The organism is Micromonospora halotolerans (assembly GCF_032108445.1).
Classification (GTDB): Bacteria; Actinomycetota; Actinomycetes; order Mycobacteriales; family Micromonosporaceae; genus Micromonospora; species Micromonospora halotolerans.
Genome location: NZ_CP134876.1, coordinates 2,790,151 through 2,816,100, shown reverse-complemented (window position 1 = coordinate 2,816,100; position 25,950 = coordinate 2,790,151). Strand labels below are relative to the sequence as shown.

The 25,950-nt window shown below is 74.6% G+C and carries 24 protein-coding genes; 10 read left to right on the top strand and 14 right to left on the bottom strand.

Annotated elements, in window-relative coordinates; genetic code table 11:
* Nucleotides 1–6 precede the first annotated feature (6 nt).
* The 4 genes from RMN56_RS13385 to RMN56_RS13370 form a co-directional block, all read right to left on the bottom strand.
* Nucleotides 7–1,854 carry a hypothetical protein gene (locus tag RMN56_RS13385; RefSeq protein ID WP_313724099.1) on the bottom strand — a complete coding sequence of 616 codons (1,848 nt, stop codon included), beginning with the start codon at nt 1,852–1,854 and terminating at the stop codon, nt 7–9.
* Nucleotides 1,855–1,998: 144 nt separating this feature from the next.
* Complete coding sequence (locus RMN56_RS13380; protein ID WP_313724098.1) at nt 1,999–3,003, bottom strand: glycine betaine ABC transporter substrate-binding protein; 1,005 nt, start codon at nt 3,001–3,003, stop codon at nt 1,999–2,001.
* A 157-nt stretch (nt 3,004–3,160) separates the two neighbouring features.
* Nucleotides 3,161–3,883, bottom strand: a complete 723-nt coding sequence (locus tag RMN56_RS13375; RefSeq protein ID WP_313724097.1) for an ABC transporter permease — start codon at nt 3,881–3,883, stop codon at nt 3,161–3,163.
* The gene (locus tag RMN56_RS13370; RefSeq protein WP_313724096.1) at nt 3,880–4,566 is read right to left on the bottom strand and encodes an ABC transporter permease; all 687 of its coding nucleotides are present in this window, start codon (nt 4,564–4,566) and stop codon (nt 3,880–3,882) included. Before RMN56_RS13370 ends, RMN56_RS13375 begins: the two co-directional genes overlap by 4 nt.
* Nucleotides 4,567–4,568: 2 nt before the next feature.
* Between RMN56_RS13370 and RMN56_RS13365 the strand changes: the two genes are divergently transcribed.
* Nucleotides 4,569–5,555 carry an ABC transporter ATP-binding protein gene (locus tag RMN56_RS13365; RefSeq protein ID WP_313724095.1) on the top strand — a complete coding sequence of 329 codons (987 nt, stop codon included), beginning with the start codon at nt 4,569–4,571 and terminating at the stop codon, nt 5,553–5,555.
* A gap of 69 nt (nt 5,556–5,624) precedes the next feature.
* Here RMN56_RS13365 and RMN56_RS13360 read toward each other — a convergent pair whose 3' ends face one another.
* The 7 genes from RMN56_RS13360 to folP all read right to left on the bottom strand — a co-directional run bounded on the left by RMN56_RS13360 (nt 5,625) and on the right by folP (nt 10,233).
* Nucleotides 5,625–6,125 (bottom strand): hypothetical protein, encoded by a 501-nt coding sequence (locus RMN56_RS13360; protein ID WP_313724094.1) that lies wholly within the window; start codon nt 6,123–6,125, stop codon nt 5,625–5,627.
* An 81-nt stretch (nt 6,126–6,206) separates the two neighbouring features.
* Complete coding sequence (locus tag RMN56_RS13355) at nt 6,207–6,515, bottom strand: hypothetical protein (RefSeq protein WP_151465377.1); 309 nt, start codon at nt 6,513–6,515, stop codon at nt 6,207–6,209.
* Nucleotides 6,516–6,587: 72 nt separating this feature from the next.
* A complete protein-coding gene (locus RMN56_RS13350) occupies nt 6,588–7,817 on the bottom strand; it encodes an ABC transporter permease (RefSeq protein WP_313724093.1) in 1,230 nt (409 codons plus the stop codon).
* Nucleotides 7,818–7,936: 119 nt separating this feature from the next.
* Entirely contained in the window at nt 7,937–8,425 is a 489-nt protein-coding gene (locus RMN56_RS13345; RefSeq protein WP_376787297.1) for a DUF3180 domain-containing protein, read from the bottom strand.
* 61 nt (nt 8,426–8,486) lie between these two features.
* A complete protein-coding gene (gene folK, locus RMN56_RS13340; RefSeq protein WP_262282700.1) occupies nt 8,487–9,014 on the bottom strand; it encodes a 2-amino-4-hydroxy-6-hydroxymethyldihydropteridine diphosphokinase in 528 nt (175 codons plus the stop codon).
* Nucleotides 9,011–9,370: a dihydroneopterin aldolase gene (gene folB / locus RMN56_RS13335; RefSeq protein WP_148430943.1), complete on the bottom strand. Its 360-nt coding sequence runs from the start codon at nt 9,368–9,370 to the stop codon at nt 9,011–9,013. The genes folK and folB overlap by 4 nt, the downstream gene beginning before the upstream one ends.
* Entirely contained in the window at nt 9,367–10,233 is an 867-nt protein-coding gene (gene folP / locus RMN56_RS13330; RefSeq protein WP_313724091.1) for a dihydropteroate synthase, read from the bottom strand. The genes folB and folP overlap by 4 nt, the downstream gene beginning before the upstream one ends.
* 361 nt (nt 10,234–10,594) lie before the next feature.
* On the opposite strand from folP, the gene RMN56_RS13325 reads away from it, so the two are divergent.
* The 7 genes from RMN56_RS13325 to RMN56_RS13295 are packed head-to-tail and all read left to right on the top strand — an operon-like array spanning nt 10,595 to nt 19,071.
* Nucleotides 10,595–10,909 (top strand): hypothetical protein, encoded by a 315-nt coding sequence (locus tag RMN56_RS13325; RefSeq protein ID WP_313724090.1) that lies wholly within the window; start codon nt 10,595–10,597, stop codon nt 10,907–10,909.
* A gap of 13 nt (nt 10,910–10,922) precedes the next feature.
* Complete coding sequence (locus tag RMN56_RS13320; protein ID WP_091317037.1) at nt 10,923–11,285, top strand: hypothetical protein; 363 nt, start codon at nt 10,923–10,925, stop codon at nt 11,283–11,285.
* A gap of 49 nt (nt 11,286–11,334) precedes the next feature.
* On the top strand, nt 11,335–14,802 hold the full coding sequence (locus RMN56_RS13315; RefSeq protein WP_313724089.1) for an ATP-binding protein: 3,468 nt from the start codon (nt 11,335–11,337) through the stop codon (nt 14,800–14,802).
* Between the two features lies 1 nt (nt 14,803).
* On the top strand, nt 14,804–16,738 hold the full coding sequence (locus RMN56_RS13310; RefSeq protein ID WP_313724088.1) for an MFS transporter: 1,935 nt from the start codon (nt 14,804–14,806) through the stop codon (nt 16,736–16,738).
* The gene (locus RMN56_RS13305; protein WP_313724087.1) at nt 16,735–17,295 is read left to right on the top strand and encodes a hypothetical protein; all 561 of its coding nucleotides are present in this window, start codon (nt 16,735–16,737) and stop codon (nt 17,293–17,295) included. The genes RMN56_RS13310 and RMN56_RS13305 overlap by 4 nt, the downstream gene beginning before the upstream one ends.
* Nucleotides 17,292–18,467 (top strand): M23 family metallopeptidase, encoded by a 1,176-nt coding sequence (locus RMN56_RS13300; protein ID WP_313724086.1) that lies wholly within the window; start codon nt 17,292–17,294, stop codon nt 18,465–18,467. The genes RMN56_RS13305 and RMN56_RS13300 overlap by 4 nt, the downstream gene beginning before the upstream one ends.
* A 13-nt stretch (nt 18,468–18,480) precedes the next feature.
* Nucleotides 18,481–19,071, top strand: coding sequence for a hypothetical protein (locus RMN56_RS13295; protein ID WP_313724085.1), 591 nt, complete (start codon nt 18,481–18,483; stop codon nt 19,069–19,071).
* A gap of 4 nt (nt 19,072–19,075) precedes the next feature.
* Here RMN56_RS13295 and RMN56_RS13290 read toward each other — a convergent pair whose 3' ends face one another.
* Entirely contained in the window at nt 19,076–19,633 is a 558-nt protein-coding gene (locus RMN56_RS13290; protein WP_313724738.1) for a hypothetical protein, read from the bottom strand.
* 258 nt (nt 19,634–19,891) lie between these two features.
* On the opposite strand from RMN56_RS13290, the gene RMN56_RS13285 reads away from it, so the two are divergent.
* Both RMN56_RS13285 and RMN56_RS13280 read left to right on the top strand, forming a co-directional pair.
* Entirely contained in the window at nt 19,892–22,405 is a 2,514-nt protein-coding gene (locus tag RMN56_RS13285) for an FtsK/SpoIIIE domain-containing protein (RefSeq protein WP_313724084.1), read from the top strand.
* Complete coding sequence (locus RMN56_RS13280) at nt 22,402–23,103, top strand: hypothetical protein (protein WP_313724083.1); 702 nt, start codon at nt 22,402–22,404, stop codon at nt 23,101–23,103. The genes RMN56_RS13285 and RMN56_RS13280 overlap by 4 nt, the downstream gene beginning before the upstream one ends.
* A 55-nt stretch (nt 23,104–23,158) precedes the next feature.
* Here RMN56_RS13280 and folE read toward each other — a convergent pair whose 3' ends face one another.
* Nucleotides 23,159–23,824, bottom strand: coding sequence for a GTP cyclohydrolase I FolE (gene folE, locus RMN56_RS13275; protein ID WP_313724737.1), 666 nt, complete (start codon nt 23,822–23,824; stop codon nt 23,159–23,161).
* Between the two features lie 35 nt (nt 23,825–23,859).
* Entirely contained in the window at nt 23,860–25,869 is a 2,010-nt protein-coding gene (gene ftsH / locus RMN56_RS13270; protein ID WP_313724082.1) for an ATP-dependent zinc metalloprotease FtsH, read from the bottom strand.
* Nucleotides 25,870–25,950 lie beyond the last annotated feature (81 nt).

Sequence of the window (25,950 nt, the reverse complement as noted above, 5' to 3'; positions counted from 1 at the left end):
CGGGGCTCAGCGCCAGCGGTCGGTGGCCCGGGCACCCCCGGCCCGGGGGGCCTCGTCGCGCGGCGGGTAGCCGTAGCGGGCCGGCTCGGGCTCGACCTGGCGCCACTCGGGCTGGCTGCTGCGCTGCGTCGGGGGCCGCCACTCGTCCGGCACCGGCACCCCGCCGGCCGGGAGCGCCGGCCGGCCCTCCTCGGCCCAGCCGCCGCCCGCCTCCCCGGAACCGGCGCCGCCGCGGACGGCTGCCCAGCGGTCCTCGACCCGGTACTCGGTGCCCCCGCCGTCGGCGTGCACCGCGGCCCGCCGCTCCCCGACCCGGATCTCCCGGCCGTGCTCGTCGTCGCGGACCTCGGCCCACCGGTTGCCGGTGCGCAGCTCGGACCAGTAGTCACCGTCCGGGTCGTCGGCCACCGCCCGGCCGGGCTGCTCGGCCGGCGTCCAGCCCGCACCGGTCCCCGCCCGCCCGTCGGCCGTTCGCTCGCCGTAGCCGCCCCGGTCACCCTGGCCCGCCCAGCCGCCCGGCCCGGTGCGGTCGCCCTGCCCCGCCCAGCCCACCTGGCCGCCGTGGACGGCTTCGTCCCGGGGGGTGGGGGCCCAGCCGGCCTCCTCCCGGCCGCCGGGTCCCGGCGGCCAGGACCGGTCGCCGGCCGGCCCCTCCGGGCCCGATCGCCAGATCCGATCGGCGGCCGGTCGGGATCGCTGCTCGCCCGGGCCGGCCGACCAGGACCGGTCGTCGGCCGGGGGGCCCGACCAGCCCCGGTCGTCGCCCTCCCGCGTGGACCAGCCACGATCCTCGCTCTCCCGCGGGGACCGGCCGCGGTCGTCGGCCTCCCGCGCGGACCCGCCACGGTCGTCACCGGCCCGGCCGACACCCGCCCACGGGTGCTCGCCGCCGGGCGCCGCCGACCAGGAGGCGTCGTCCCGGGAGCCGGACCAGGCGCCGCCCACCTGCCCCGACCGGGAGCGCTCGTCGTCGGCGCTCCGGTATCCGGCGCGGGGGCGCTCCTCCGGCTCCGCGCCACTCCACGAACGCTCCTCGGGGGCCGGAGACCAGCGGCCGGCGTAGCCGCCGTAGTGGGTGCCGGCCGGGTCGGCGTCCCCGCCCACGATCGTGTGGCGGGTGGTGACGTGCACGGTCTCGGTGTGGTGCACCACCCCGACCTGCCGGGGCTCCGCCCGGACCTCCGGCTCGGGAGCGCGGGGCGCGCCGTAGACACCGGCCTGCGGGCGGTCGCTGCCGTAGACACCGGCCTGGGGGCGGTCGGCGCCGTGGCGGGGGTGGTCGGCAGCGGGGTCCGCGCCGTACCGGGCGGCGGGCTGCGGGCGGCGCACCGCCTCGTCCTCGTCCCGGCTGGGCTGCCCCCGGCCCGGCTCGGTGCGGGCGCGCCCCTCGTCGTGGGGCTCGGTGGCCGGCACCCGGGCGCGGCCACCGGGCGGTTCCTCGGCGGCGCTCGTGGTCAGGCCCGCGGCGGCGGCGATGCCGGCGGCCGCGGCGTCGAGCCGGCGGCGCATCGCGGTGACCGACTCCTGGGTCCGCTGGGCCTGGTCGAGTGCCTGGTTGCCGCGCTGGGCGGCGGCCACGATCTCGCTGCGCAGCTCCCGGCGGAGCTGCTCGATCTCCTCGCGCAACTCCTCCGCGCCGGAGGCCCCGCCGCCGCTCTCCGCCCGCAGCGCGACGGAGAGGCCGATCAGCACCACGGCCAGGATCGCCAGCACGGCGCCGAACCGGAGCGGGCCGTTGCCGTCGGCGACCAGCAGGATGAGGGCCGCCAGGGGCGCGAGCGCCACTCCGATCCAGAACAGGACGGTCAGCAGCTGCGGACTGCGGTTTTCGGCGGGGGCGACCGAGGCGGGCATGGCTGAGCAGACTACCGAGAGTTGCCCCGGTAGGGAACGGGCCGAAAGCATCGATGTAAACGCCGGTGACCAGGGCTTCACGCCCGGCCACGGCGACTGCCCCGCGCCGGCGGGCCCGGGGCCCCGCCGGCGCGGCGGCGGTGGTCAGCTGGCGGCGAGCGCGGCGTCGGAGGAGAACACCAGGCCGACGCTGGCCGCGCCGGTCTTCAGGGCGTTCTTGGTCTGCGGGCCGCCCGCGTCGAGCGAGCTGAACGAGCCGGCCTTGAGGTCGTAGACCTCGACGAGGCCGGCCTGGCACTTCGGCCGCTGCGGGCACTCGGGCGGGCCGGCCAGCACGGTGGCCGCGCCGGAGCACTTTGCCGCCAGGTCGGAGAGGCTGGCGACCTGGTACTTGTCGGCGAACGCCTTGGTGACGGCGAAGGCGTTCTGGTCCTGCGCCTGGGCGGGCTGGCCGAAGCTGATGCCCACCTTGTCGCCGCCCGCCTTCAGCGCGCTGACCGTCTTGTCCAGCTCGGGCGAGGAGACCGGCTGGGCGTCCTTGCCGTTGGCCTTGGTGTTCAGGAACTCGGCCATCGTCGCCGCGTACTCGGGAACAACCTGGATCTGGCCCTTCTCCAGGGCCGGCTCGTAGAGCTCGCGGTTGCCGATGGTCTGCACCTTGACCTGGTAGCCGGCCGCGGTGAGCGTGATCTTGTAGAGCTCGGCGATCGTCTGGCTCTCGCTGAAGTTGCCGGCGCCGACCGTCACCTGGCCGCCGGGGCCCTTCTCGACACCCTCGGTCACGCCGTTGGCGTCGGCGAACTCCTTCGCCGCGACCTGCGGGGTCTTCCGGTCGACGTCGACCGCCCGGTTCAGCTCGATCAACTTGGGGGTGTCGAGCTTCGCGGAGACCTTGTCGAGCGCGGCGACGAGCTGCGGCGTGGCCGCCTTCTTGTTGATCGCCGGGATGATGTTGTCGGTGTTCTGGAGCTTCTTGTCGTCGGTGAGGACGACCAGCTTGTCGCCCGCCACCGGGGCGCAACCGGCCCCGGACGCGCCCTGCTCGGGGGCGTCGGTGCCGGAGGAACCGGCGCCACCGCAGCCGGTGAGGAGACTGGCCGCGGCGAGGGCGCCGAGCGCTCCCGCAGCCAAACGTGAACGTGCGTGCATCAGTTGCCCGCCTTCCGTGTCCCGGCGCGACCCGTCCCGGGCCGGCCGCGTGTCCGACGGGCGATCCGATCGAACGCCCGCGACTCCAGCCAATATCTTCCGGACCCGACCGACAACTTCGAGCGAGTTTCGTCACCGGATCGTCATCGGTGTTGGCTCAGGTGCCCGCCGTGGCGTCGGCCGCGCGGCGGGTCGCCGCCCGGCGCGCCCGGCGCAGCGGGCGCGGGGTGACCGCCCGCTCCACCAGCGCCAGCACCCCCTCGACGAGCAGCGCCAGCCCGGCCACCAGGACGCCACCGGCGATGATCTGGCCGCCGCCGGCCGCGATGTCGAGCCCGAACCCGGCCCGGATGATCTGCCCGAGCCCGCCGCCGTTGACGAACGAGGCCAGCGCCGCGGTGGCCACCACCTGCACGGCGGCGGTGCGGAAGCCGGCCGCCAGGTAGGGCACCGCGAGCGGCAGCTCCACCCGGCGCAGCACCTGCCCGCCGGAGAGCCCCATGCCGCGCGCCGCGTCCCGGGCCTCCGGGTCGGCCTGCCGCACCCCGGTGTACGCGGTGGCCAGCAGCGGCGGCACCGCGAAGACCGCGAGCGCGACCACCACCGCCGGCCGACCGAAGCCGAGGAAGGTCAGCGGCAGGATGGTCAGCAGGGCCAGGGTCGGGATGGCCAGAGTGACGTTGGACACCAGCAGCACCAGGCCGCCACCCCGGCCGGTGTGACCGAGCCAGAGCCCGATGGGCCAGGCCACCACGCAGCCGAGCAGCACCGCCAGCGCGGACAGGGTCAGGTGCTCGCCCAGCCGGTCCAGGATGCCGCCCGGGATGGACCAGTTGAGCGGGTCGTTCAACCAGACGATCGCCTGCTGCACCGGGTTCACGAGCTCCGCCTCCGCAGCCAGGGGGTGAGCATCCGGCCGACGGCGGCCAGGATCAGGTCGAGCACCAGCGCCAGCAGCACGCAGAGCACCGTGCCGGTCATGATCTCGGCCTTGTAGAAGTTGTTCTGGAAGCCGGCGAAGATGAGCTGGCCGAGGCCGCCCCGGCCGACCACCACGCCGACCGTGACCAGCGCCACGGTGGAGACCGTGGCGAGCCGCAGGCCGGTGAGGATGCCGGGCAGCGCCAGCGGCAGCTCGATCCGGAGCAGGCGGCCCCAGCGCCCGTAGCCCATGCCCTCGGCGGCCTCCCGCACCTCGGGAGGCACCTGGTTCAGCCCGGCCAGCGCGTTGCGCACGATGACCAGCAGCGCGTACAGCGCCACCACGGTGAGCACGGTGATCGCGCCGATGCCCAGGTAGGGCGCGAGGAAGGCGAACAGCGCCAGCGAGGGGACCGTGTAGAGCACCCCGGTCAGGGCCAGGATCGGGCCGGCCAGCGAGCGGAACCAGTACGCGGCCACGGCGAGCGGCAGCGCCACGAGCGCCGCGATCAGCACGGCCCGGGCGGTCAGCCAGGTGTGCTCACGCAAGGCGGCGAGGATCGTGTCAGAGTTGTCCCGCACGTACTGCCAGGAGAACCACGGGTTACCGGGCGCGGCCCGGTAGCTCAGGTGGAGGGACACACGTGGACGTTACCCCGGCCGCCGGACACGGCGCGGCCTCGATCACCCTGGAGCGCATCCGCAAGCGCTACCCGGACGGCACGGAGGCGGTGCGGGAGCTGAGCCTGGAGGTCAAGGCCGGCGAACTGGTGGTGCTGATCGGCCCGTCCGGCTGCGGCAAGTCCACCGTCCTGCGGATGATCAACCGGCTGATCGAACCCACCGACGGGCGGATCCTGCTCGGCGACGACGACGTCACCCGGGTCGACCCGGTGACGCTGCGCCGCCGCATCGGCTACGTCATCCAGAACGTCGGCCTCTTCCCGCACCAGACCGTCGCCGCCAACGTGGCCACCGTGCCGGGTCTGCTCGGCTGGCCCCGGGAGCGGACCCGGGCGCGGGTGGACGAGCTGCTGGAGCTGGTCGGCCTCGACCCGGGGCAGTTCGGCCGCCGCTACCCGCACGAGCTCTCCGGCGGCCAGCGGCAGCGGGTCGGCGTGGCCCGCGCGCTCGCCGCCGACCCGGTGGTGCTGCTCATGGACGAGCCCTTCTCGGCCGTCGACCCGATCGTCCGGACCCGCCTCCAGGAGGAGTTCCTCCGGCTCCAGGCCGAGGTCCGCAAGACCATCGTGCTGGTGACCCACGACCTGGACGAGGCGGTCCGGCTGGGCGACCGGATCGCGGTGCTCTCCGAGGGCGGCCGCCTGGAGCAGTACGACGTCCCGGCCGCCCTGCTCGGGTCGCCCGCGTCGCCGTTCGTCCGCGAGTTCGTCGGCGCCGACCGGGGCATCCGCCGGCTGGCCGTCACCCCGGTGACCCGCGAGGTGCTCGACCCGCTCCCGGCCGACGGCGGGGCCGACCTGCCGACCGTGCCCCTGGGCGGTTCGGCGTACGACGCGCTGGGCGGGCTGCTCACCTCGGGCGCCGAGCACGCGGTGGTCACCGAGGACGGCAAGCCGGTGGGGCTGCTCAGCCGGGCCCGGGTGCTCGGCCTCGGCGTGCTGGACTAGAGGGCGCACGGACCGGTCAGGCCCGGCCGCGCCGGGTGGACCGGACTGGCCAGGCCGACGATCCGGCGGTCAGGCCCGGCCGCCCAGACTGGCCAGGCCGACGATCCAGCCGGCGAAGAAGCCGTAGGTGACCCCGGTGCTGGCGGACTGGAAGGCGGCGAAGAGCGACCCGTGCGGCCCGAGGAGGGTGGCCAGCAGGGCCGTGACCCCGGCGGCCAGGGCGTACGCGCCCCAGCCGGAGAAGAACTGGCTGCCCGAACTCTCCACCCGGGCCACCTGCGGGCCGGGCAGCAGGTAGAGCAGTGTCGCGGCCAGCACGACCAGCAGGATCGCCCGCAGGTTGGTGGCGAGCACGCCCTGCGACGGGTCGTCCGCGTGCAGCCGCCACGCCGGCCAGGCGAGCAGCCGGAGGAACCAGCCACCGGCCCCGGTCGGTTCGGTGTGGTCCTGCACCCATCCCACGTATGTGGGGCTGCCGCCTACCGCGACGAGCAGGAGCACGGCGAGCGTGCCGGTGCCGGCGGCCGTGCCGTACGAGGCCACGGTGCGGGAGCGGTTGGTGAGGGCCATGGGGCGGTCAGTTCCCGGCCCACCGCGCCGGGCAAACCTGCGTACCCGGTCCACCGCCGAGGGCCGGCGGGTGGCCATCGCTCAGTGCTTCATGAGGTAGTCGATGAAGGCGGCCCGCAGCAGCGGCGTGGATTCCGGCTCCTCGTAGCCGTGCCCGGTCATCTCCCGCCACAGCGCGTTGGCCTCGTCGACGATCGGCCCGATGGAGTTGGGGGCGCCGTCCAGGATCGCGGCCTCGTCCGCGTTGGGCATGTGCCGCAGCACCGACCAGAAGAACTCGACGTCGCGGCGCTCCCGGGCCAGGTGGAACGCCTGCTCGCGCAGGTCCTCGGTGGAGAGCTTGTCCAGCTCGTCGAAGGTACGACCGCCGGGGGCAGGAGTGTCCGTCATGCCGCCGAGCCTAACCGGCGAGATCACCTCCGGCCCGCCGGACTCGGCGGCGGCACCGGGCGGCCGCCGGGGTCAGCGGTCCCCGGCGTCCCAGCGGCGCGGCTCGCTCTCCCAGCGCGGCGACTCCCACGAGTCGACCGTGTCGGTGGTCCGCACCGGCAGCACCGACGGCCAGGCGTCCCCCGGCTCGGGCGGGGAGGTCAGCGCCCAGCCGGTGCTGATCGCGCCATCGCCGGCGGGACCGGTCGGGCCGGCCGGGAGCGCGTTCGGCGGCGCCGGCCGGGGCCGGCCGAACGTCTCGACCAGCCGGGTGACCAGCAGTCCGGCGCCGAGGGTAGCCCCGCCGACGGCCCACCGGCTGATCGTCCAGTCCTGTGCCACGGCCCAGGCCAGGAAGACCTCCACGGCGCAGACCGCCAGCAGGGCTCCGAAGATCCCGCCCCGGCGCCCGTACGCGCTGGTGCCGCCGAGCATGACGGCGCCGATCGCCAGCACCGACCAGTCGAGGCCCGTGGTGGGCGCCACCGGGCCGTCCGCGTTGGCGGCGATGAGCACCCCGCCGAGCACGGCCAGGACGGTCGAGCCGATCAGGGCCAGGGCGGCCACCGTGGCGGCTGCGGCACCCCGCCGCCGGGCCGGGTCGGCGACCGGCCGGAACCGTCCGAGCAGCCGGCGGACCGGTTTGATCGCGCCGAAGAGCCCGCCCAGGACGGCCACCGCGGCGAAACCGACGAAGAGGTAGAGGGCGGTGCGGCGGGGGTCGTAGCCGCCCTGCACCACGATGGGGGTGGTCCGCCGCTCGATGTACACGATCACGCCGGCCGCGCCGGCCAGGCTGGCCGCCCAGGCGGGCACGTGCAGCACCACCACGGCCAGCGCGAGCGCCAGCCCGCCGAGCGCCGCCACCGCGAGCGCCGGGAGCAGCGCCTCCCGCAGGCCGCGGTCGCCCTGCTCGGCGAAGTGCAGCGCGGCGGCCAGCGCGACCGGCCCGACCGCCAGGTTCACGACGGCGGCCCGCAGGCTGAGCCCGGCGGCCAGGGTGAGCAGCCCGAGCCCGGCCACGTCGACCAGCAGCGTCTTCAGCGCGCCGCCCCGCAGCGCGTCCGCGTCCTCGCGCCAGAGCAGCCAGGTCAGCGCGGCCAGCCCGAGCAGCAGCAGGAACTCCCAGACCACGTGCACGCCGATCCGGTCCCGGCCGGGCTCGCCGTGGCTGGGGTCGTCGAAGACGTTCTCCAGCACGGCCGCGGGCACCCCGGACGACGTCTCCACCGGCGCAGTCCGGCCCGTCTCGTCGTACCCCATGGCCCGCGCCTCCCACATGGCCGGCCGCGTGGTCCGACGCGCGGGCGGACCGGCGGCGGCCGTTGCTCTCCGGTCGCCAGGCACGGTACCTGCGGGGGGAGACGCTGGGAACCCCCTGATCAGAGGCGGCCGCGCGGAGTCTCCCGGTCGCCGGGCTCGCGGTCCTCGTCGTCCTCCTGCTCGGGGACCCGGCAGGAGCGCTCCAGCCAGAGCGCCGCCGCGACCAGGGCGAGCGACGCGAGAAACCCGGCCCCGCTGGCCGGCCGGTCGCTCACGGCGGCGTTGGTCCGCTCGACGAAGAGCCAGCCGGTCAGCCCGGCGTAGAAGCCGGCGAAGATGGCCCCGGCCAGGGCGGACGCCTTCGCCAGCACCACGAACCGGGCGACCAGCAGCGGGTTCACCGGGTCACGGCCGGGGCGGCGCTCGATGCGACCGCGGGTGTTGACCGCCGCGTACCCCTCCAGCACGGCCAGGCCGGCCAGCGTGACGACCGGCAGCCAGGGCAGGTCGGGCGCCATCTCGTAGTAGAACGCGCTGATCAGCAGCCAGGCCAGCGCGGCGGCGGCAAGCGCGGCCACCACCAGCGTGGAGATCCGGGTCGGACCCATCCGGAAACGGTCCGGGTCCCGTGGGGATTGCGCCTGGCTCATGCCGTCCGGCTCCACAGGGTCATGTGTCCGACTCTAACGCCAGATCGGGGCGCGGACTGAGTTCCAGCGCGTCGGAGGCCAGCGGCTCGGCGTTGAGCAGGTCGGTCAGCCAGCCGTGCCCGGGCAGCCGGCCGTGCGGCTCGATGTCGATCCAGGGCCGCAGCACGAAGGCGCGCAGGTGGGCCCGGGGGTGCGGCAGCGTCAGTTCCGGATCGCCGCTGCGCACCGGCTCCCCGGCCGCGTCCCAGACCGCGATGACGTCCACGTCCAGGGTGCGCGGCCCGTACCGCCGCTCCGGGTCGCGCGTGCGCCCGGCCGCCGCCTCGGCGGCCCGGGCCCGCGCCAGCCAGTCGCGCGGGGTCGCCGCCGGGTCCCCGACCAGCACCGCCGCATTGAGGTACGCGGGCTGGTCGGCGTCCCCCCACGGTGGAGTCTCGTAGACGCCGGAGACCACCAGGACGGTGTCGCCGAACGAGGCCACCGCGGCGCGCAGGTGGGCGAGGCGGTCGCCCAGGTTGCTGCCGATCGACAGCACGGCCCGGGTCATCGGGTACGCCGCATCGTCACCGCCACGTCCCGGAAGGTGTGTGGGATGGGGGCCTCCGGCTTGTGCACGGTGACCGTCGCGGCGGCGACCAGCGGCTCGGCCAGGCAGACCGCGAGCAGCCGGTCGGCGAGCGTCTCGATCAGGTTGACCGGCTCGCCGGTGACCACGGCGACCAGCTTCTCGGCCAGTTCGCCGTAGTGCACGGTGTCGGTCACCTCGTCCGACCGGGCGGCCGGGGCGAGGTCGAGTTCGAGCACCGCGTCCACCACGAACTCCTGGCCCTGGGCCCGCTCGAAGTCGTAGACGCCGTGCCGGCCGTGCGCGCGCAGGCCGGTCAGCTCGATCCGGTCGGTCATCGCTCTTCCCCTTCGGTGGTGGGCCGGGCCAGGCGCGGGCGGCCGGTGGCCCGCCAGACGGCGAGCGCGTCGGCGGTGCCCCGCACGTCGTGCACGCGCACCCCCCAGGCGCCGGCCGCCACGGCGAGCACGCTGGTGGCGACGGTGGCCGCCTCCCGCTCGGCCGTCGGCCGGGGGTTGCCGTCGGCGTCGGCCAGCAACCGGCCCAGGTAGGACTTGCGGCTCGACCCGAACAGCAGCGGGAAACCGAGGTCGACCAGCTCGGGCAGGCGGGCGCTCAGCTCCCAGTTGTGCGCGGCGGTCTTGGCGAAGCCCAGCCCCGGGTCGACGATGATCCGGTCGGCGGACACCCCGGCGGCCAGGGCCTCGTCGACGCGCCGGCTCAGCTCGGCCCGCACGTCGGCCACCACGTCGGCGTACCGGGCCAGGTCCCGCATCTCGCGCGAGTGGCCCCGCCAGTGCATCAGCACCCAGGGACAGCCGGCGTCCCGGACCACCCGGGCCATGTCCGGGTCGGCCAGGCCGCCGGAGACGTCGTTGACCACGTCCGCGCCGGCGGCGAGGACGGCCTCGGCCACCCGGGCCCGGCTGGTGTCGATGCTGACCGGGATGCCGGCGGCGCTCAGCTCGCGGATCACCGGCAGCACGCGGGCGATCTCGGTCTCCGCGTCGACCCGCTCGGCGCCCGGGCGGGTCGACTCGCCGCCCACGTCGACCAGGTCCGCGCCGGCCGCCCGCAGTCGCACTCCGTGTGCGACGGCGGCGTCCAGGTCGGCGTATCTGCCACCGTCGGAGAAGGAGTCGGGCGTGACGTTGAGGACGCCCATCACCACCGGGGCCTCCGCCCGTACCAGATCGGTCACGGACCCGACAGTACCGGTCGCCACGGGGGCTTCCGGCGGCCCGGGCGACCCCGCCGGACGGCGCCCCTGACGTGCCGATTGGAACAGGTGTACGATCGGTCTTCGGGACCGTTCCGGGTCGACTCTTCGCGGGTTGTCGCAAAGGGGGCCGGGCCGTACGCTTTGGAATTGCCCAGCATCGAGATGGCGAAGCCTGGAGGGAGGGCCGAAGCGGGACGAATTCCCCCAAAGCTCGCCACCCTGTGTGGTGGGTGACGAACGCAGCGTCGCCGACGCTGTGTGGAACGAGCACCATCCCGCCAGGCTTTGCCCACATGCACCACCGCGGCGCCGCCGGCCGCGACCTTGGGGAGGTTTTCCAGTGATCGCCATCGAGCTCATGGGGACGGCGTCCACCGCCGTCGACCACGCGCTCCACACCCTGGCGTCGACTCCACTCGCCGAGCCGGCCCCCAAGGGCATCGACACCAACGGTGTCGTCTCCTTCTTCGCCAGCAAGATCGCGCCGATCCTGCTCGCGGTGCTCGGCGTGATCTTCATCGGCCGGGCCAGCCGGGGCGAGATCTCCAAGGTGCTGACCAGCTCCGCCATCGCGATCATCGGGTTGGCCTTCATCGCCGGCGCCGCCACACTCTTCTTCGTCGGCGACTACCTCATCAAGCTGATCTTCGAATAGGCGTTGGGCGACGATGCGGCTGCGCACCGACGACGACATCTACCGGGCACGCCTCGTCTACCTGGGGCCGCCCGGGTACACCCTTCCCGTCCACCTGCCGTACGCCCAGTACGGCCTGTTCATGCTGCTCGTACCCCTCTACATGTTCATCCACTGGTTGTTCACGCTCCAGGTCGAGCTCTTTCCCGCCTGGGAGATCTCGCTCGCCATCGTGACCACCTCGTTCATCTTCCGGTACGTCGACCCGGACCGGCCGGCGCGCATGGTCATCCGGACCGCGCTGACCGACTGGCGACGCACCCGGGAGCCGGCCGCCGAGCTGCGCGACCCGCGCCTCGTCGCGAGCCGGATCAGGATCCGGGAGGAACTGGCATGACCGGGCGTACGCCGACGGCGCAGACGAACGACGCGGGTGAGGCGGTCGCATGAGTCGCTCTTCCACGCCGGGTTCCCCGGCCGGACGTCCGGCCGGGCCCTACGGTAACCGTGCGCGGTCGTTTGACTACCCACCGGACGAGGAGCTGGACGAGGCCACCCTCGACCCGGCCCTGGTGACCAGTCCCCAGCACGGTCGCGTCGGGGTCTTCCAGCCGCCCCGGCCGCTGGCTCCCCGCGGTGCCGAGCAGCGGGAGCCGGTGGCCGGCGACAGCGGTGACATCGACTCCCCCTTCCTCGACCTCTTCGGCGGCGCGCAGCCCCGGGTCCGCCGGCCGGCCAACCCGCCCGCCGGCCCGCCGGCCCCGGTGGAGCCGGTCGTGGCCCCGCCGCGGCGCGGCGTCGGCCGGGACGCGCTGCCGATCCCGCACCAGCACAACGCTCCGGTCGAGCCGGCCCTGCCGGTTCCGCACGCCGCTCCGGTCGAACCCGCCCTGCCGTCCCCGCCGGCCGTGCCCGCCCTGCCGGAGGGGCAGCCGCCCGCTGGCCGGCTCCGCGAGGGCGCGCCCGGCGTCCGCCCGGTGGGCCGGCCGCGCGAGGCGCCGGAGGCCGCCCGCCCGGCGGCGCACGCCGCCCCCGAACCGCCGGAGCAGCCCGCCCTCGAACCGGCGCCGGCCACCCGGACCCGGGTGCCCCACCAGGTGGGCGACCGGCTGCCGGCGCTCCGGTCCACCGTGGAGCCGGAGTCGACCGAGCCCGAGAGCCCGGTCGAGCGCCCCGCCCGTCGGACCAACCGGCGAACCGCCGAGCCGGCGCGGCCGAACGGACGCGAGATGGCCACCGCACCCACCCGCGAGCTGGCCCCGCCGCCCGCGCGCGAGGTGGCCACGCCCCGGCAGCGGTCCCCCGAGCGCGGGGGCAGGCCCGCGAAGCCGGTCCGGGTCCGGGCCCCGAAGATCAAGTTCGGCGATCGGGACCCCTCGGTCGAGCTGGCCATCACGGAGATCGCCGGCCACCTCACCTTCACCCCCAACACCGTCACCGCCTGGTACTGGCTGCCCGAGGTGCGCTGGGCGTTCCGCCCCGACGCCGAGCGCGAGGCGTTGCTCTCCGCGATCTCCGAGCAGTACGCCGGCCTGGCCGGCTTCCGGCTGCACCTGCGCCGCACCACCCGGCCGTTCCCGGCCGACGAGTGGGCCCGCACCATCGACGCGCACACCGCCGCGCCGCTGCCCGACGTGCCCGGCACCACCGGCTGGGCCGACCACCTGGTCGCGGCGCAGCGGCACCTCATGGCCGTCAACCACGCCGAGGGGCAGACCTACCTCGGCGTCACCTTCGCCCGCCGATCGCTGGGCGACTCGCTCACCGAGCGGCTGCTGCGCACCTTCGGCCGGGGCACCGCCGACGGCGAGCGGCGCCGGCTGGGCCGCACCGTCGAGCAGTTCGACGAGGTGCTCGGCGCGTTCGGCATGCGCGGCCGCCGGGTCACCGCCCAGGAGCTGGAGTGGCTGCTCTACCGCTCGGTGGCGCTGTGCATGGCGCCGCCCGGCGTGCTGTCTCCCATCACCAACGGGCGGTGGGAACGCGGCGACCTGCTGGCCCTCACCGAGCAGGTCGAGCGCTACCGCACCCCGTACGGCTCGACCGTGAAGCTGGTCAACCGGATGACCGGCGAGGAGCGGCACGTGGCCGTGCTCGCGGTCGGCCGGATGGAGCCGCTGGAGATCCCCGAGCGGCACGAACCCTGGCTGCACTTCCACGAGCGGCTGCCGTGGCCCATGGAGCTCTCCACCCGGGTCGACATCCTCGGCCCCGGCGACTCCTTCCGGAACCTCGAACACCGGCTCCGGATGATCCGGTCGCAGCAGCTCGACTACGCCGAGCACGGCATCGACGCGCCGCCCGAGCTGGAGCGGCTGGCCAAGCGGGCGCTGGTGATCGGCGACGAGATGACCACCGGCCTGCCGGTGGACTCGGCCCGCGCGCACGGCTGGCACCGGATCGCGGTCGGCGGCCGGACCCGTGAGGAGTGCCTGGAGCGGGCCCGCCGGCTCATCCAGCTCTACTCGCGGGAGCTGCGCATCTCGCTCCAGCACCCGAAGAACCAGGACTGGCTGGCCCGCGAGTTCATCCCCGGCGAGCCGATCGCCAACACCGGCTACGTCCGGCGGATGCCGGTCAACCTGCTCGCCGCCGCCCTGCCCCAGGCCGCCTCCACGGTCGGCGACCGGCGCGGTGACCTGATCGGCCGGACCGCCGGCACCTGCCGCCGCCCGGTCTTCCTCGACCTGCACTTCCCCATGGAGGTCCGCGAGCGCTCCGGCCTCGCCGTCTTCGTCGCCGAGCCGGGCGGTGGCAAGTCCACCCTGCTCGGCGCACTCGGCTACCTGGCCGCCCGGCGCGGCGTGCAGGTGACCCTGCTCGACCCGTCCGGCCCGCTGGCCCGGCTCTGCGCCATGCCCGAGCTGGCGCCTTACTCGCGGGTGCTCAACCTGACCGGCTCGGAGCAGGGCACGCTGGCGCCGTACGCGCTGATCCCCACGCCGCTGCGCAGCGAGTTCGGCGCCGGGGCGTCCGGCGACCGGGAGTTCGAGATCGCGGTCTCCAACGCCCGCGCCGAGCGCCGCATGCTGGTGCAGGACATCTGCATGATGCTGGTGCCGCCGCAGGTGGCCCGGGAGGCGTCCACGGCCACCCTGTTCCGGCACGCCGTCCGCCAGGTGCCGGCCGAGGAGGCCTCCACCCTGGACGACGTGGTCGCCTGCCTGCAGGGGCTCGACGACGACGCCGGCCGGGAGCTGGCCAACCTGCTCCTCGACACCGCCGAGATGCCGCTGGCCATGCTCTTCTTCGGCCGGCCACCGGAGGGGCTGCTCGGCGCCGACGCGGCGCTCACCGTGATCACCATGGCCGGGCTCCGACTGCCCGACCTCAAGATCGAGCGGGAGTACTGGTCGGCCGAGGAGGCCCTGGCCCTGCCGATGCTGCACACCGCGCACCGGCTGGCCGTCCGCCGCTGCTACGGCGGCTCGATGTCCTCCCGGAAGCTGGTCGGCCTGGACGAGGCGCACTTCATGGAGGGCTGGCGCTCCGGCCGGTCGTTCCTGGTCCGCCTGGCCCGCGACTCCCGTAAGTGGAACCTCGCCGCGCTGGTCGCGTCGCAGAACCCGAAGGACATCCTCGGGCTCGACGTGCAGAACCTGGTCTCCACCGTCTTCGTCGGCCGCATCGCCGAGGACACCGAGATCGCCTCCGAGGCGCTGCGCCTGCTCCGGGTGCCGGTCAACGACGGCTACGAGGCCACCCTCGCCTCGCTGTCGCAGGCCGACAGCGGCTCGGCCGCCCGGCTCGGCTTCCGCGAGTTCGTCATGCGCGACGTCGACGGTCGCGTGCAGAAGGTCCGGGTCGACGTGTCGTACGTCGACGGGCTGCTCGACCACCTGGACACCACCCCCGCCGCGGTCGCCCAGGCCGCCGGGCAGCTGCCGACCGTCCTGGCTGATCTGGAGGCGTGACATGGCGAGGGCCCGGGCACGGATCGCGGCGCTCCTCCTCGCACTCGGCCTGTTGGCCGGGGCCACCATCTCCTGGCCGCTGGTCGGGGCGACACCCGCGTACGCCGCCACGCCGACCGCCCAGGCCCGGGCCGAGCTGTGCAGCACCAAGCAGTGGCAGGCCGACTTCCGCGCCTGCGTCGCCAAGCTCAAGGCGGTCAGCGAGGACCAGGTCGAGTGCCGCAACGCTCCCGTGCCCGGAGCGCCGGACTCCGGCCTGGCCGGCTGGTTCGCCTCCCGTCCCGACTCCGCCAAGCAGCCCGGCCCCAAGGGCCTCTACAGCGACTACGGGTACGCCGGATACAGCTACACCACGTACGACGTCGACGGCGGCTGCGCCTCCTCGGTGCTGCATCCGGACTACCGCTTCACCACCATGGTCGCGAACGGCGAGTTCATGTTCGCCAACGCGATCATCGGGGCGTCCAACGCGCTGCGTGAGCGTGCCTGGGACCCGCGGACGATGTGGCGCTGGGCCGACCCGCTGGTGGAGCAGGCCACCAAGGCCGTCTACCAGAAGGTGTTCAGCGTCTTCGGCATCATCACCATCTGCGTGGTCGGCCTCTACCTGCTGTGGCGCTCGCGCCAGTCGGACATGAGCAACGCCATGACCACGGCCGGCTGGGCGATCCTGGTGATGGTGGCGGTGACCGCCCTGGCCGCCTGGCCGGTCAAGTCGGCGAACATCGCCGACAGCACCCTGATCACCACCCTCGGCGTGGTGCACGACGCCGTCGGCCCGGCGTCCAAGGACATCCCCCCGGACAAGTGCGCCCTGCCGAACCCGAACGCCTGTGTCGACAAGCGCCCGCCGGCGGTGCGGGCCAGCGACACGGCGACCGAGACGATGCTCTACCGCAACTGGTTGCGGGGAGTGCTCGGCTCCGCCGACAGCGAGACCGCCAAGAAGTACGGCGCGGCGCTCTATGACGCCAAGTCGCTGACCTGGGATGAAGCCGAGTCGGTCCGCGCAAACCCCGCGACCCGTGATGTGGTCATCAAGGCCAAGCAGCAGCAGTGGGCCCGGGTGGCCGAGCAGATCAAGTCGGAGGACCCGGAGGCGTACGAGTATCTCCAGGGCGTCCGGGACATGGACCGAATCGGGGCCGGATTCATCGCGGTGCTGGCCTCCTTGCTCTTCGCGATGTTCGACCTGACCGCCTCGGTGCTGGTGCTGCTCGGCTTCCTGATCTTCCGGTGGGCGGTGATCGCCGCGCCGATCCTGGGCACGGTCGGGCTCATGCGTCCCGCGAGCGCCGGCCTGCGGCGGCTGGCCAACGCCGTGGTCGCCGCGGTCTTCAACATCGCCATCTTCGGCACCGGCGCGGCCATCTACCTGTTCGCCGTGGATCTGATCATGAACACGCCGACCCTGCCCGGCTGGCTCCAGGTGGTCCTGGTCTGGCTCTGCGGCGTGGTGGGCTGGCTGCTGCTCCGCCCGTACCGGCGGATCACGCAGCTCGGCGGCAAGGACAGCAGCGAGGCCGTCAGCTCGGCCGGGTCCTGGCACCGGCGGTTCTTCCGGGACATGCGCATCGCGGCCCGCCTCGACGTGGCCGAGCCCGGTGGCACCGCCGAGCCGGCGATGGGCCGGCGGCGCGCCGTGACGGCCGACCAGCGCAGCCTGCGGCCGGAGGCCCGGCACGAGGACCCGGCGCACACCGCGAGGGTGGTCGAGCGGGACCGGCCCGACGGGCGGGACCGGCCCGAGGATGCCCCACCGGCCGAGCGCGGCTCGGGCCGCACGGCCGCGCCCCGGCAGCGCCGCGGGTCGGCGGGTTGGACCGGGCCGAACGTGCCCGAGGAGGCGCCTTCCTTCGCCGTCTACCGGCCGGACTCGGCCGGGCGCGCCCCGGCGCCGAAGCCGGCACCGCGGATCCGTTCCGAGGCACGGTGAGACCGGTGCGACGGGCACTGGAATTCCTCGTCACCCGGATACTGCGGTCCCGGCTCGGCGTCGCGCTGGTGATCGCGGTCCTGGTCTTCGGCGTGATCGGCGCGGCCCGGCTGGTCTCCGGCCCGGTCGACCCGACCCTCGGTCTGAGCACCCGCCCGACCCAGCCGATCAGCACGGTGGACCCGCACGTCGGTGACGACGGGGTCGTGTCGAGCCCGCCCGCTGCGGTCTCGCCGAAGACCCGACCGGGCGAGGCCACCCCGGAACAGACCGCGAGCCGGTTCACCACCGCGTGGCTGACCGGTCCGGGCAGCAGCGGCGAGGCGTGGCAGTCGCGCCTGCGGCCGCTCTCCACGCCCGCCCTCCTCGACAAGATGACCGGCGCCGATCCGGAGAGCGTGCCCGCCAGCCGGGTGGCCGGCGCGGTCACCCTCCGGCCCCGGACGGAGTCCTTCGTGGAGGCGCTGATCCCCCTCGACGACGGCCGGCTCCGGCTCGAACTGGTGGCCACCGACGGTCGGTGGCTGGTGGACGCGGTCGACTGGGAGCGGCAGTGAACGCCGCGCCGGGCGTCACCGCGCCGGTCCGCCGCAAGCTGCGGGTCGGCGTGCTGCTCACCGCGGTCACCACGGTGCTCACCCTGCTCTGCTGCGTCGGCGGCGCGGGCGCGTTCCTCCTCACCGAACTGGGCGGCGACCAGAAGGACGGGGTGCTCGCCGGCCTGAACTGTGACCCGACCTACCAGGTCAACCTCACCGGGGACATGCCGCGCTTCACCGAGTACGGCGACGCCCAACTCCGCAACGCCGCCGTCATCATCAAGGTCGGGCAGGACATGAAGGTGCCCGCCCGCGGCTGGGTCATCGCGCTGGCCACCGCGATGCAGGAGTCCGGGCTGCGCAACCTCGCCAACCGCAAGGTGCCGGCGTCGCTGGCCCTGCCGCACGAGGGCGTCGGCGCCGACCACGACTCGCTCGGCCTGTTCCAGCAGCGGCCGGGGTGGGGCAGCGTCGAGCAGCGGATGACGCCCTCGTACACGGCTCGGAAGTTCTACGAGAAGATGGTCAAGGTGCGGAACTGGCAGGACCGGCCGCTGACCGTGGTGGCGCAGCGGGTGCAGGTCAGCGCCTTCCCGGACGCCTACGCCAAGCACGAGGACCTGGCGGGCCGGATCGTGGACGCGCTCGCCGGCGGGGCCGCCCGGACCGTCGAGATCGCCGGCAAGGCGGTCTGCGACGCCGCGGCCGGCGCCCGGATCGCCGCCTCCGGCTGGACCGCCCCGCTTCCCGGCGGCGTGGTCTCCGGCTTCCGCACCACCCAGCGGCCCAGCCACAACGGGGTCGACCTCGACGCCGACAAGGAGACGCCGATCCACGCCGCGTCCGCCGGTCGGGTGCTGGTGGCCCGCTGCGACCCCGACCACTCGGGGAAGCGCGACTGCGACCGGGACGGCTGGCCGGGCAAGGGTGGCTGCGGCTGGTTCGTGGACATCCTGCACGCGGGCGGCTACATCACCCGCTACTGCCACATGATCCACCGACCCCAGGTCGTGCCCGGGCAGATGGTGGCGGCGGGCCAGCAGATCGGGCTCTCCGGGAGCAGCGGCAACTCCTCCGGCCCGCACCTGCACTTCGAGGTGCATGTGGACAGCGACCGGTCCAGCCGGGGTGCGATCAATCCGGTGCCGTTCATGCGCGAGCGTGGCGCCCCGGTGGACGGGACCTCGTGAGGCGCACGCGCACATGAGCAACCCGCTGCCCGACCCCTTCGCGGACCGGCCCGACTGGGCCCCGCAGCCGCCCCGCCCGGTCGAGGTCGTCCCGGCCACCGGCCGGATCGAGCTGCGCGGCCGCCGCGTGCTGGTCGGCCTGCCCGGCCTCGGTTGGCGCGGCGACCTGCGCGCCGACGAACGGGTCGTGCAGGGCAGCCGCACCTACGTGCCGGTCATCCCCGAGCACGAGTGGTACCGCGCCGAGTCCGAGCAGGTGGAGGTCTTCGCGCCGCTGGTCCCGGTGGAGCGGGTCTGGGTGGAGACCGTGGGCGAGCGGCGACCACCGGCCGAGTCGGGCATCCGGCTGGTCTCGCTCGACGTGCCCACCCGGCGCCCACCGACTCCGGTGTTCGAGGCCGACGCGGTCACGGGTCGGCGGGTCGTGCACGTGGCCGGGTCGACCGAGCGGCGCGACCTGCGCGCGGTCACCGAGACCTACTCGGGCGCGGACGGGGACATCTGCGTCCGGGTGGCCCCGGAACTGGAGTGGTACCGATGGGCCTGGCGCGGCCAGGCGCCGACCACGTTGGAGGTTCCGGTGCACCTGCTCTGGCTGGAGTAGGGCCTCAGCCGATGCGCTCGGCCGCGCAGACGCCCCAGCCGTCGCTTCGCCTGGTCTTGAACCGCCAGGCCTGCCGGTCACTCTGGGAGATTCCGTCGACGTAGGCCGAGATTATGAGGTCGACTTGAACAAGGGCCTCATCACCAGACTTTTCGGTGCTCAACGCGCCCCAGCTCACCGAGATCGTCGTGTCGAATCTCTTCTCGCGCGCTACTAGATCATCCCGCACTGCCCGCAAGCCGTCGAAATCGGTCGGACCCTCGCAAGTGAACTCCTGCGCCTTAGTGTCGTTGCGGTCCGCCATGAACGCTTGGATGTAGTTGGCCACCACCACATCTGGGGCGCTGCGGTCGGGCGCGGTGGCGCGGTCGTACAGCACGAACCCGACGATGCCGCCGCCCGCACAGACCAGGGCCAGCACCCCGGCGACCACGGCGAGCACGGTCCGCAGCCGCCGCTTGGGGGGTACCGGCGCCGGAGCGGGCGCGAGCGGCACCGACTGCTCCGGCGGGGTCCGCTGCGCCGGTACGCGGGAGACCTGGGAACCGGCGGGGGGCTGCACTGATTCCACCTCCTGAGGCTATCGGCTGCGCGCCGCGTACCCAATGCCTCAGAACTGGCGGATCTGCGGCATAGTTCGGCCTCCGCACCGCCCTGCGGCGCTCCGTCCGAATGAAGGCCGTGGCGAACCCCTGGCGGGTGAGGCTGCTCACCGCGGAGGCCGGACACCGCGCCGACCGACATCCCGGAGGACGGCCGCCGGCTGGGATACCGTCACCACCGGGGAGGAGATGTCGGCCTCGGGAAGAGAGGTGGACGGGTGGCGAGTCCGAAGGCGCGCGCCGGCCGGGCCGCCGCGCTGCACCGCAGGGCCGAGGCCACCGCGACCGCGGCGGCCGGGATCCTCGACGAGATCCGGCCCGCCCCCGCCGACCACCACCGACAGTACGAGCTGGCCGAGCGGCTCCGTGCCGCGGCGGCGGTCGCCGCGCCGGGTTGGGCCGGCGACCCGCTGGAGACGCTGACCCCGACGGCCCCGCCCGGGGACGGTCCGCCCGCCTTCGTCCGGGTGGGCGCCGCCGCGCCGCTGGACGACGCCCGGTTCCCCGCACTGGTGCCGCTGCTCGGCAGTGGACATCTGAGCATCGACGCCGACGCCGGCGACCCGCGGGTGGCCGGACTGCTCCGGGCCCTGCTGCTGCGGCTGTTCGCGGCCAGTCCGGCCGGCGCCCTGCTGGCCCGCGCGGTCGACGGCGCCCCGGGCGACACCTTCGCCGGGTACGCGGCGCTGGCCGACGCGGGTCTGCTGCCGCCGTCCGCCACCGACCAGGCCGGGCTCCGGGCCGTGCTGGCCGAGGCCGAGCAGTGGGTGGCCGCCGGCACCGCCCGCCAGCGCGGGCACGACCGCACGCTGCTACTCATGGTGGCCGCCCTGCCCGACGGGGCCGCACCGTCCGATCTCGACCGGCTCACCGAGCTGGCCGCCCAGGGTCCCCGGGCCGGGCTGCACCTCGTGGTGGCCGGCTGGCCCGCCGGGGTGCCGCTGCCGCAGGCCACCCCGCTCGCGGTGCGCACCGCGTACGCGCTGGTCGGCGACCCACCCACTGCCGGGTTCAGCAGCCCGGGGGCGGAGTCGCCGGGCGGGTTGAACTGCCCGGTCTTCCTCGACGAGGATCCGGCCGCCGAGCTGGTCGCCGGGGTGTGCCGGCGGCTGGCCCGGCAGATCGAGGACGGCTCCCGCCTGGCCCTCACCGACCTGCTGCCCGAGGGCGACCTCTGGGCGGAGGGTTCGGTCGACGGGCTCACCACGACGGTCGGCGACGCCGCCGGCCGGCCGGTCAGCCTGGGCTTCACCGAGCTGACCCCGCACTGGCTGGTCAGTGGCCGCTCGCAGGCCGGGCGGTCGGCGTTCCTCACCGACGCGCTCTTCGGCCTGGCGGCCCGCTACGGCCCGGACGAGCTGGTCCTCTACCTGGCCGACCTCGACGACGGCGAGTCCTTCGTGGAGTTCCTCCAGACCGAGCGGGACCGGTCCTGGGTGCCGCAGGTCCGGGCCGCCGGGATGGCCGCCGACCGCGAGTACGTGGCGGACCTGCTCGGCGTGCTGGAGGCCGAGCTGCACCGCCGGGAGGAGGCGGCCCGGCGGGCCGGCGGGCAGCGCTACGCCGAGCTGCGCCAGCACCAGTCGCTGCCCCGGATCGTCTGTGTGATCGACAACTTCCCGCTGCTGCTGCGCGAGCGGGACCGGCTCGCCGCCGACCTGCTGGCCCGGCTCGACGGGCTGGCCCGCGCCGCCCGGTCGTACGGGATCCACCTGGTCCTGGCCGGCGAGGGCGACCTCGGCATCGGCGGCCCGCGCGACCCGCTGCTCGGCCAGTTCCCGGTCCGGGTGGCGCTGCCGGGCGGTTCGGCCGTCCTGGAGCCGACCAACGATTCGGCCGCCGGCCTGCCGGTGGGCACCGCCGTGGTGAACACGGCCGGCGGGCTGGGCGGCCCGCGGGGCGCGACCCGGGGCCACGAGCGGATGATCCGGTTCCCCGATCCGCACGAGGACCCGGCGGTCCTCGCGGACCTGCGGCACCGGCTCTGGTCGGCCCGGCCCGAGGGGGCCGCCCCGCCGGTGGTCTTCGCCGGGTTCGCCCGCCCGCTGCTCGCCAACGATCCCCGGCACCGGGCCGCGCTGGCCGGCCGGGCGCACGCGCCGGCCGCGCTGCTCGGCCGGGCGGTGGACGTCCGACGCTCCACGGTGGCCGTGCCGCTCGGGCCGGCCGCCGGCCGGAACCTGGCGGTGCTGGGCCGGGACGAGGAGGCCGAGCGGCTGCTGGTCACGGCGGTGCGCAGCGCGGCGGCGGCCCACCCCGGCGCGGCGCGGTTCGTGCTGGCGCCGCTGGCCAACGGGTCGGCCGAGCCGGCCGGCGTGCTCGCCGCCGAGCTGGCCGGCCGGCACCGGGTGGAGACGGTGGACGTGACCGGGCTGCGGGCGGCGATGGCAGCCGACGAACCGGGCTACCTGGTGGTGTTCGGGCTGGACGTGCCGGACGCGACCGAACTGCCCCCCGAGCTGCTGCGCGCGCTGCTGCTGGAGGGGCCGCCGGCCGGCCGGCACCTGCTCGGCTGGTGGCGGACGGCGGCGCCGCTGGCCGGGCTGCTCGGCCCGGAGGGCGAGGTGGACAAGCTGACCGCCGTGGTGGTCACCGACGTGCCGGGCGGCCGGCTGGAGCAGCTCTTCGACCGGCCGACGCTCTGGCGACCCCGGCCGGGCCGGGCGGTCCTCTGGGACGGCCCGGGCGAGCAGGGCACGGTGCTGGTCCCGTTCGGGGAGGACGCCCCATGAGTGAGACCGGCACGGCGGTGCCCGCGCCCCGGTCCGGCGGCCCGACGGTCGACCTGGACCCGGCCGGTGCGGCCTGGGCGGACTACGTGGCCGCCGCCCGGCAGCTAGACGGCGTACGCCGGGCCGCGGCGACCGCCGCCGGCGAGCAGGCCCGGTCCGTGGCGGCCGCCCGGGAGGAGCTGACCGCGGTCCGTGAGCGGCTCGCCCCGCAGCAGTCCCGGCTGCGGGAGCTGGGCGTCCCGGCGATCTCGCTGGTGCCGACGCCCCCCGAGGTGTCGGAGGCGGCCCGGCCGATGGCGGCCGGTCCCGCGGCCGTGCTGGCGGCCCTGCGGACGGCCCGGGGCTGGGCGGACGCGGCGGACGACAGCCTCGCCGCGCGGGGCCTGCCCCGGCTGGCCCGCTGGCCGGCGTATCCGCGCAACCTGCTGGTCTACGGGCCGCTGGCGCTGGTGGTGCCGCTCATCCAGCTCACGCTGCTCCTCGTCGCCGGCACGGGTCCGGTGACGGTGGTCGCGCTGGTAGTGGGGCTGCCGCTGCCGGCGGTCGCGTTCATGCTGGGCTGGCTGGCCGTGGGGCGGCTGTTCCGGCCCCGCCCGGCCGACCGGGTGGACCGGACGCCGCGCTTCGGCGCGCTGGTCTGCCTGGTCCCGGCAGTGCTGACCACGGCCGGCCTGCTGCTGGCCATGCTGGCCGGCTGACTCCGGACACGGCACCGGGCCCCTCCCGTGGGGGAAGGGCCCGGTGTCGGTGCGGTCAGCGCGGGATGATCAGGGACATCGCCTCGGCGCGCGACTTGGCGTCGTGCTGGAGGGTGCCCCGAACCGCCGAGGTGATCGTCTTGGCGCCGGACTTCTGGATGCCGCGCATCGCCATGCACATGTGCTCGCACTCGAGCACCACCACGACGCCGCGCGGCGCCAGCTTGTTCATGAGCAGATCGGCGATCTGGGAGGTGAGCCGCTCCTGCACCTGCGGGCGCCGGGCGAACACCTCGACGAGCCGGGCCAGCTTGGACAGGCCGGTGATCCGGCCGTCCGGCCCCGGGATGTAGCCGATGTGCGCGCTGCCTCGGAACGGCAGCAGGTGGTGCTCGCAGAGACTCATCACGTCGATGTCCCGGACGAGCACCAACTCCTCGTGGTTGGCCTCGAAGGTGGTGCTGAGCACCTGCGCCGGGTCCACCCGCAGGCCCGCGAAGAGCTCCGCGTACGCGCGGGCCACCCGGGCCGGCGTCTGCCGGAGGCCGTCCCGGTCCGGGTCCTCACCGACCGCGATCAGGATCTCCCGGACCGCCTTCTCGATGCGGGCCAGGTCGACGCTCTCCTCCACCGGCCGCCCGGTCAGCTTGCCGCTGATCAGGCGCGCGGCGACGTAGTCGAGCGCGTCGTCCCCGTCGGGCTCGGTCGCGGAGACGGCCAGCTCCCGGTGGGGGGAGCTGGCCGTCGGGTCGGTGGTCAGTGGGTACCGTCCGAGTTGTTCGAGGGAGCCCCGCCGACCGCGGCGCCGTCGGCCTGGGCCTGCGCCTTGAGGGTCTCCTTCTCCGCGGGCGTGAGCACGGGCGGCTCGGTGGAGGGCTGACGCTTGCCGAAGCCGTGGTACGGGGCCATCGGCGGGCGCTTCGCCACCCGGGCGCAGATCCGGGCCATGTCGGCCGTGGAGAGGGTCTCCTTCTCCATCAGCTCGAGCACGATGTTGTCCAGGACGTCCCGGTATTCCACCAGGATCTCCCAGGCCTCGTCGTGGGCCAGCTCGATCAGCGCCCGCATCTCGCCGTCGATCTCGGCGGCCACCGCGTCCGAGTAGTCCCGCTCGTGGCCCATGTTCCGGCCGAGGAACGGCTCGTCACCGCTGGTGCCGTACTTGATCGCACCGAGCTTGGAGCTCATGCCGTACTGCGTGATCATCGCGCGGGCCAGCTGGGTGGCCTTCTCGATGTCGTTGCCGGCGCCGGTGGTGGGCTCGTGGAAGACCAGCTCCTCGGCGGCCCGGCCACCCAGCGCGTACGCCAGGGTGTCGATCATCTCGGCCCGGGTCTGGGTGTACTTGTCCTCGGTCGGCAGGACCAGGGTGTGGCCCAGCGACCGGCCCCGGGACAGGATGGTCACCTTGTGCACCGGCGCGGCGTGCGGCAGCGCCCAGGCGACCAGCGCGTGCCCACCCTCGTGGTACGCGGTGATCTTCTTCTCCTGGTCGCTCATCACCCGGGTCCGGCGCTGCGGACCGGCGATCACCCGGTCGATCGACTCCTCCAGGGAGTCGTTGGTGATCGCCCGCTGGTCCTTGCGGGCGGTGAGCAGCGCGGACTCGTTGATCACGTTGGCCAGGTCGGCGCCGCTGAAGCCGGGGGTGCGCCGCGCGACCGAGTCGAGGTCGACGTCGGGCGTGAACGGCTTGCCCTTGGCGTGCACCCGCAGGATGGCCTTGCGGCCCTCCATGTCGGGGGCGTCGACCGGGATCTGCCGGTCGAAGCGCCCCGGGCGCAGCAGCGCCGGGTCGAGGATGTCCGGCCGGTTGGTGGCGGCGATCAGGATGACCCCGCCCTTGGTGTCGAAGCCGTCCATCTCGACCAGCAGCTGGTTGAGGGTCTGCTCCCGCTCGTCGTGGCCGCCGCCCATGCCGGCGCCGCGGTGCCGGCCGACCGCGTCGATCTCGTCGACGAAGACGATCGCCGGCGCGTTCGACTTGGCCTGCTCGAAGAGGTCGCGGACCCGGCTGGCGCCGACACCGACGAACATCTCCACGAAGTCCGAGCCGGAGATGGAGTAGAACGGCACGCCGGCCTCGCCGGCGACCGCGCGGGCGAGCAGGGTCTTACCGGTTCCGGGCGGGCCGAAGAGCAGCACGCCCTTCGGGATCTTGGCGCCCAGGGCCTGGTACTTCGCCGGGTTCTGCAGGAAGTCCTTGATCTCGTGCAGTTCCTCGACGGCCTCGTCCGCCCCCGCCACGTCCGCGAAGGTCGTCTTCGGCGTGTCCTTGGTGATCATCTTCGCCTTGGACTTGCCGAAGTTGAGCACCCGCGAGCCGCCGCCCTGCATCTGCGACATGAAGAACAGCAGCAGGAGCACGAGCAGCGCGATGGGCAGGAGGTTGACCAGCAGGCTCACCCAGATGCTGTCCGAGGAGACCTTGGTGTCGGCCGGGCCGGTGACCCGGTTGGCCGCCTTGGCGTCCAGGACCTCGTTCCAGACCTGGCCGCCCACCTCATAGGGGAACTGGGCCTCGATCCGGTCGGTCGTGGTGTCGCCGAACTTCGTCTTCTGGGCCAGGTCGAGCTGGAGCGTCTGCTCCTTGTCCTGGAAGACCGCCTTGTTGATCTTCGCGGTGTGGAGCTGGTCCAGCGCCACCGACGTGTCCACGCGGTGGTAGCTCGGGCCAGCCGTGAAAAGTTGACTGAGCACAACGGCGCCGAGGATGACCAGGATGATCCAGACCACCGGTCGGCGGAAGAAACGCGTACGTTCCATGCTGTTGTCGGGCACCGAGGCGCCCGCATCCTCCTGATCGACGTCCTGACCGTCTGAATGGTGTCGCCGCCTCGGGCGGCG

Coding starts and splice junctions, on each gene's coding strand:
- RMN56_RS13385 (WP_313724099.1), bottom strand. CDS start 1,854: ATGCCCGCCTCGGTCGCCCCCGCCGAAAACCGCAGTCCGCAGCTGCTG.
- RMN56_RS13380 (WP_313724098.1), bottom strand. CDS start 3,003: ATGCACGCACGTTCACGTTTGGCTGCGGGAGCGCTCGGCGCCCTCGCC.
- RMN56_RS13360 (WP_313724094.1), bottom strand. CDS start 6,125: ATGGCCCTCACCAACCGCTCCCGCACCGTGGCCTCGTACGGCACGGCC.
- RMN56_RS13355 (WP_151465377.1), bottom strand. CDS start 6,515: ATGACGGACACTCCTGCCCCCGGCGGTCGTACCTTCGACGAGCTGGAC.
- RMN56_RS13350 (WP_313724093.1), bottom strand. CDS start 7,817: ATGGGGTACGACGAGACGGGCCGGACTGCGCCGGTGGAGACGTCGTCC.
- RMN56_RS13345 (WP_376787297.1), bottom strand. CDS start 8,425: ATGGGTCCGACCCGGATCTCCACGCTGGTGGTGGCCGCGCTTGCCGCC.
- folK (WP_262282700.1), bottom strand. CDS start 9,014: ATGACCCGGGCCGTGCTGTCGATCGGCAGCAACCTGGGCGACCGCCTC.
- folB (WP_148430943.1), bottom strand. CDS start 9,370: ATGACCGACCGGATCGAGCTGACCGGCCTGCGCGCGCACGGCCGGCAC.
- RMN56_RS13320 (WP_091317037.1), top strand. CDS start 10,923: ATGCGGCTGCGCACCGACGACGACATCTACCGGGCACGCCTCGTCTAC.
- RMN56_RS13315 (WP_313724089.1), top strand. CDS start 11,335: ATGAGTCGCTCTTCCACGCCGGGTTCCCCGGCCGGACGTCCGGCCGGG.
- RMN56_RS13310 (WP_313724088.1), top strand. CDS start 14,804: ATGGCGAGGGCCCGGGCACGGATCGCGGCGCTCCTCCTCGCACTCGGC.
- RMN56_RS13295 (WP_313724085.1), top strand. CDS start 18,481: ATGAGCAACCCGCTGCCCGACCCCTTCGCGGACCGGCCCGACTGGGCC.
- RMN56_RS13280 (WP_313724083.1), top strand. CDS start 22,402: ATGAGTGAGACCGGCACGGCGGTGCCCGCGCCCCGGTCCGGCGGCCCG.
- ftsH (WP_313724082.1), bottom strand. CDS start 25,869: ATGGAACGTACGCGTTTCTTCCGCCGACCGGTGGTCTGGATCATCCTG.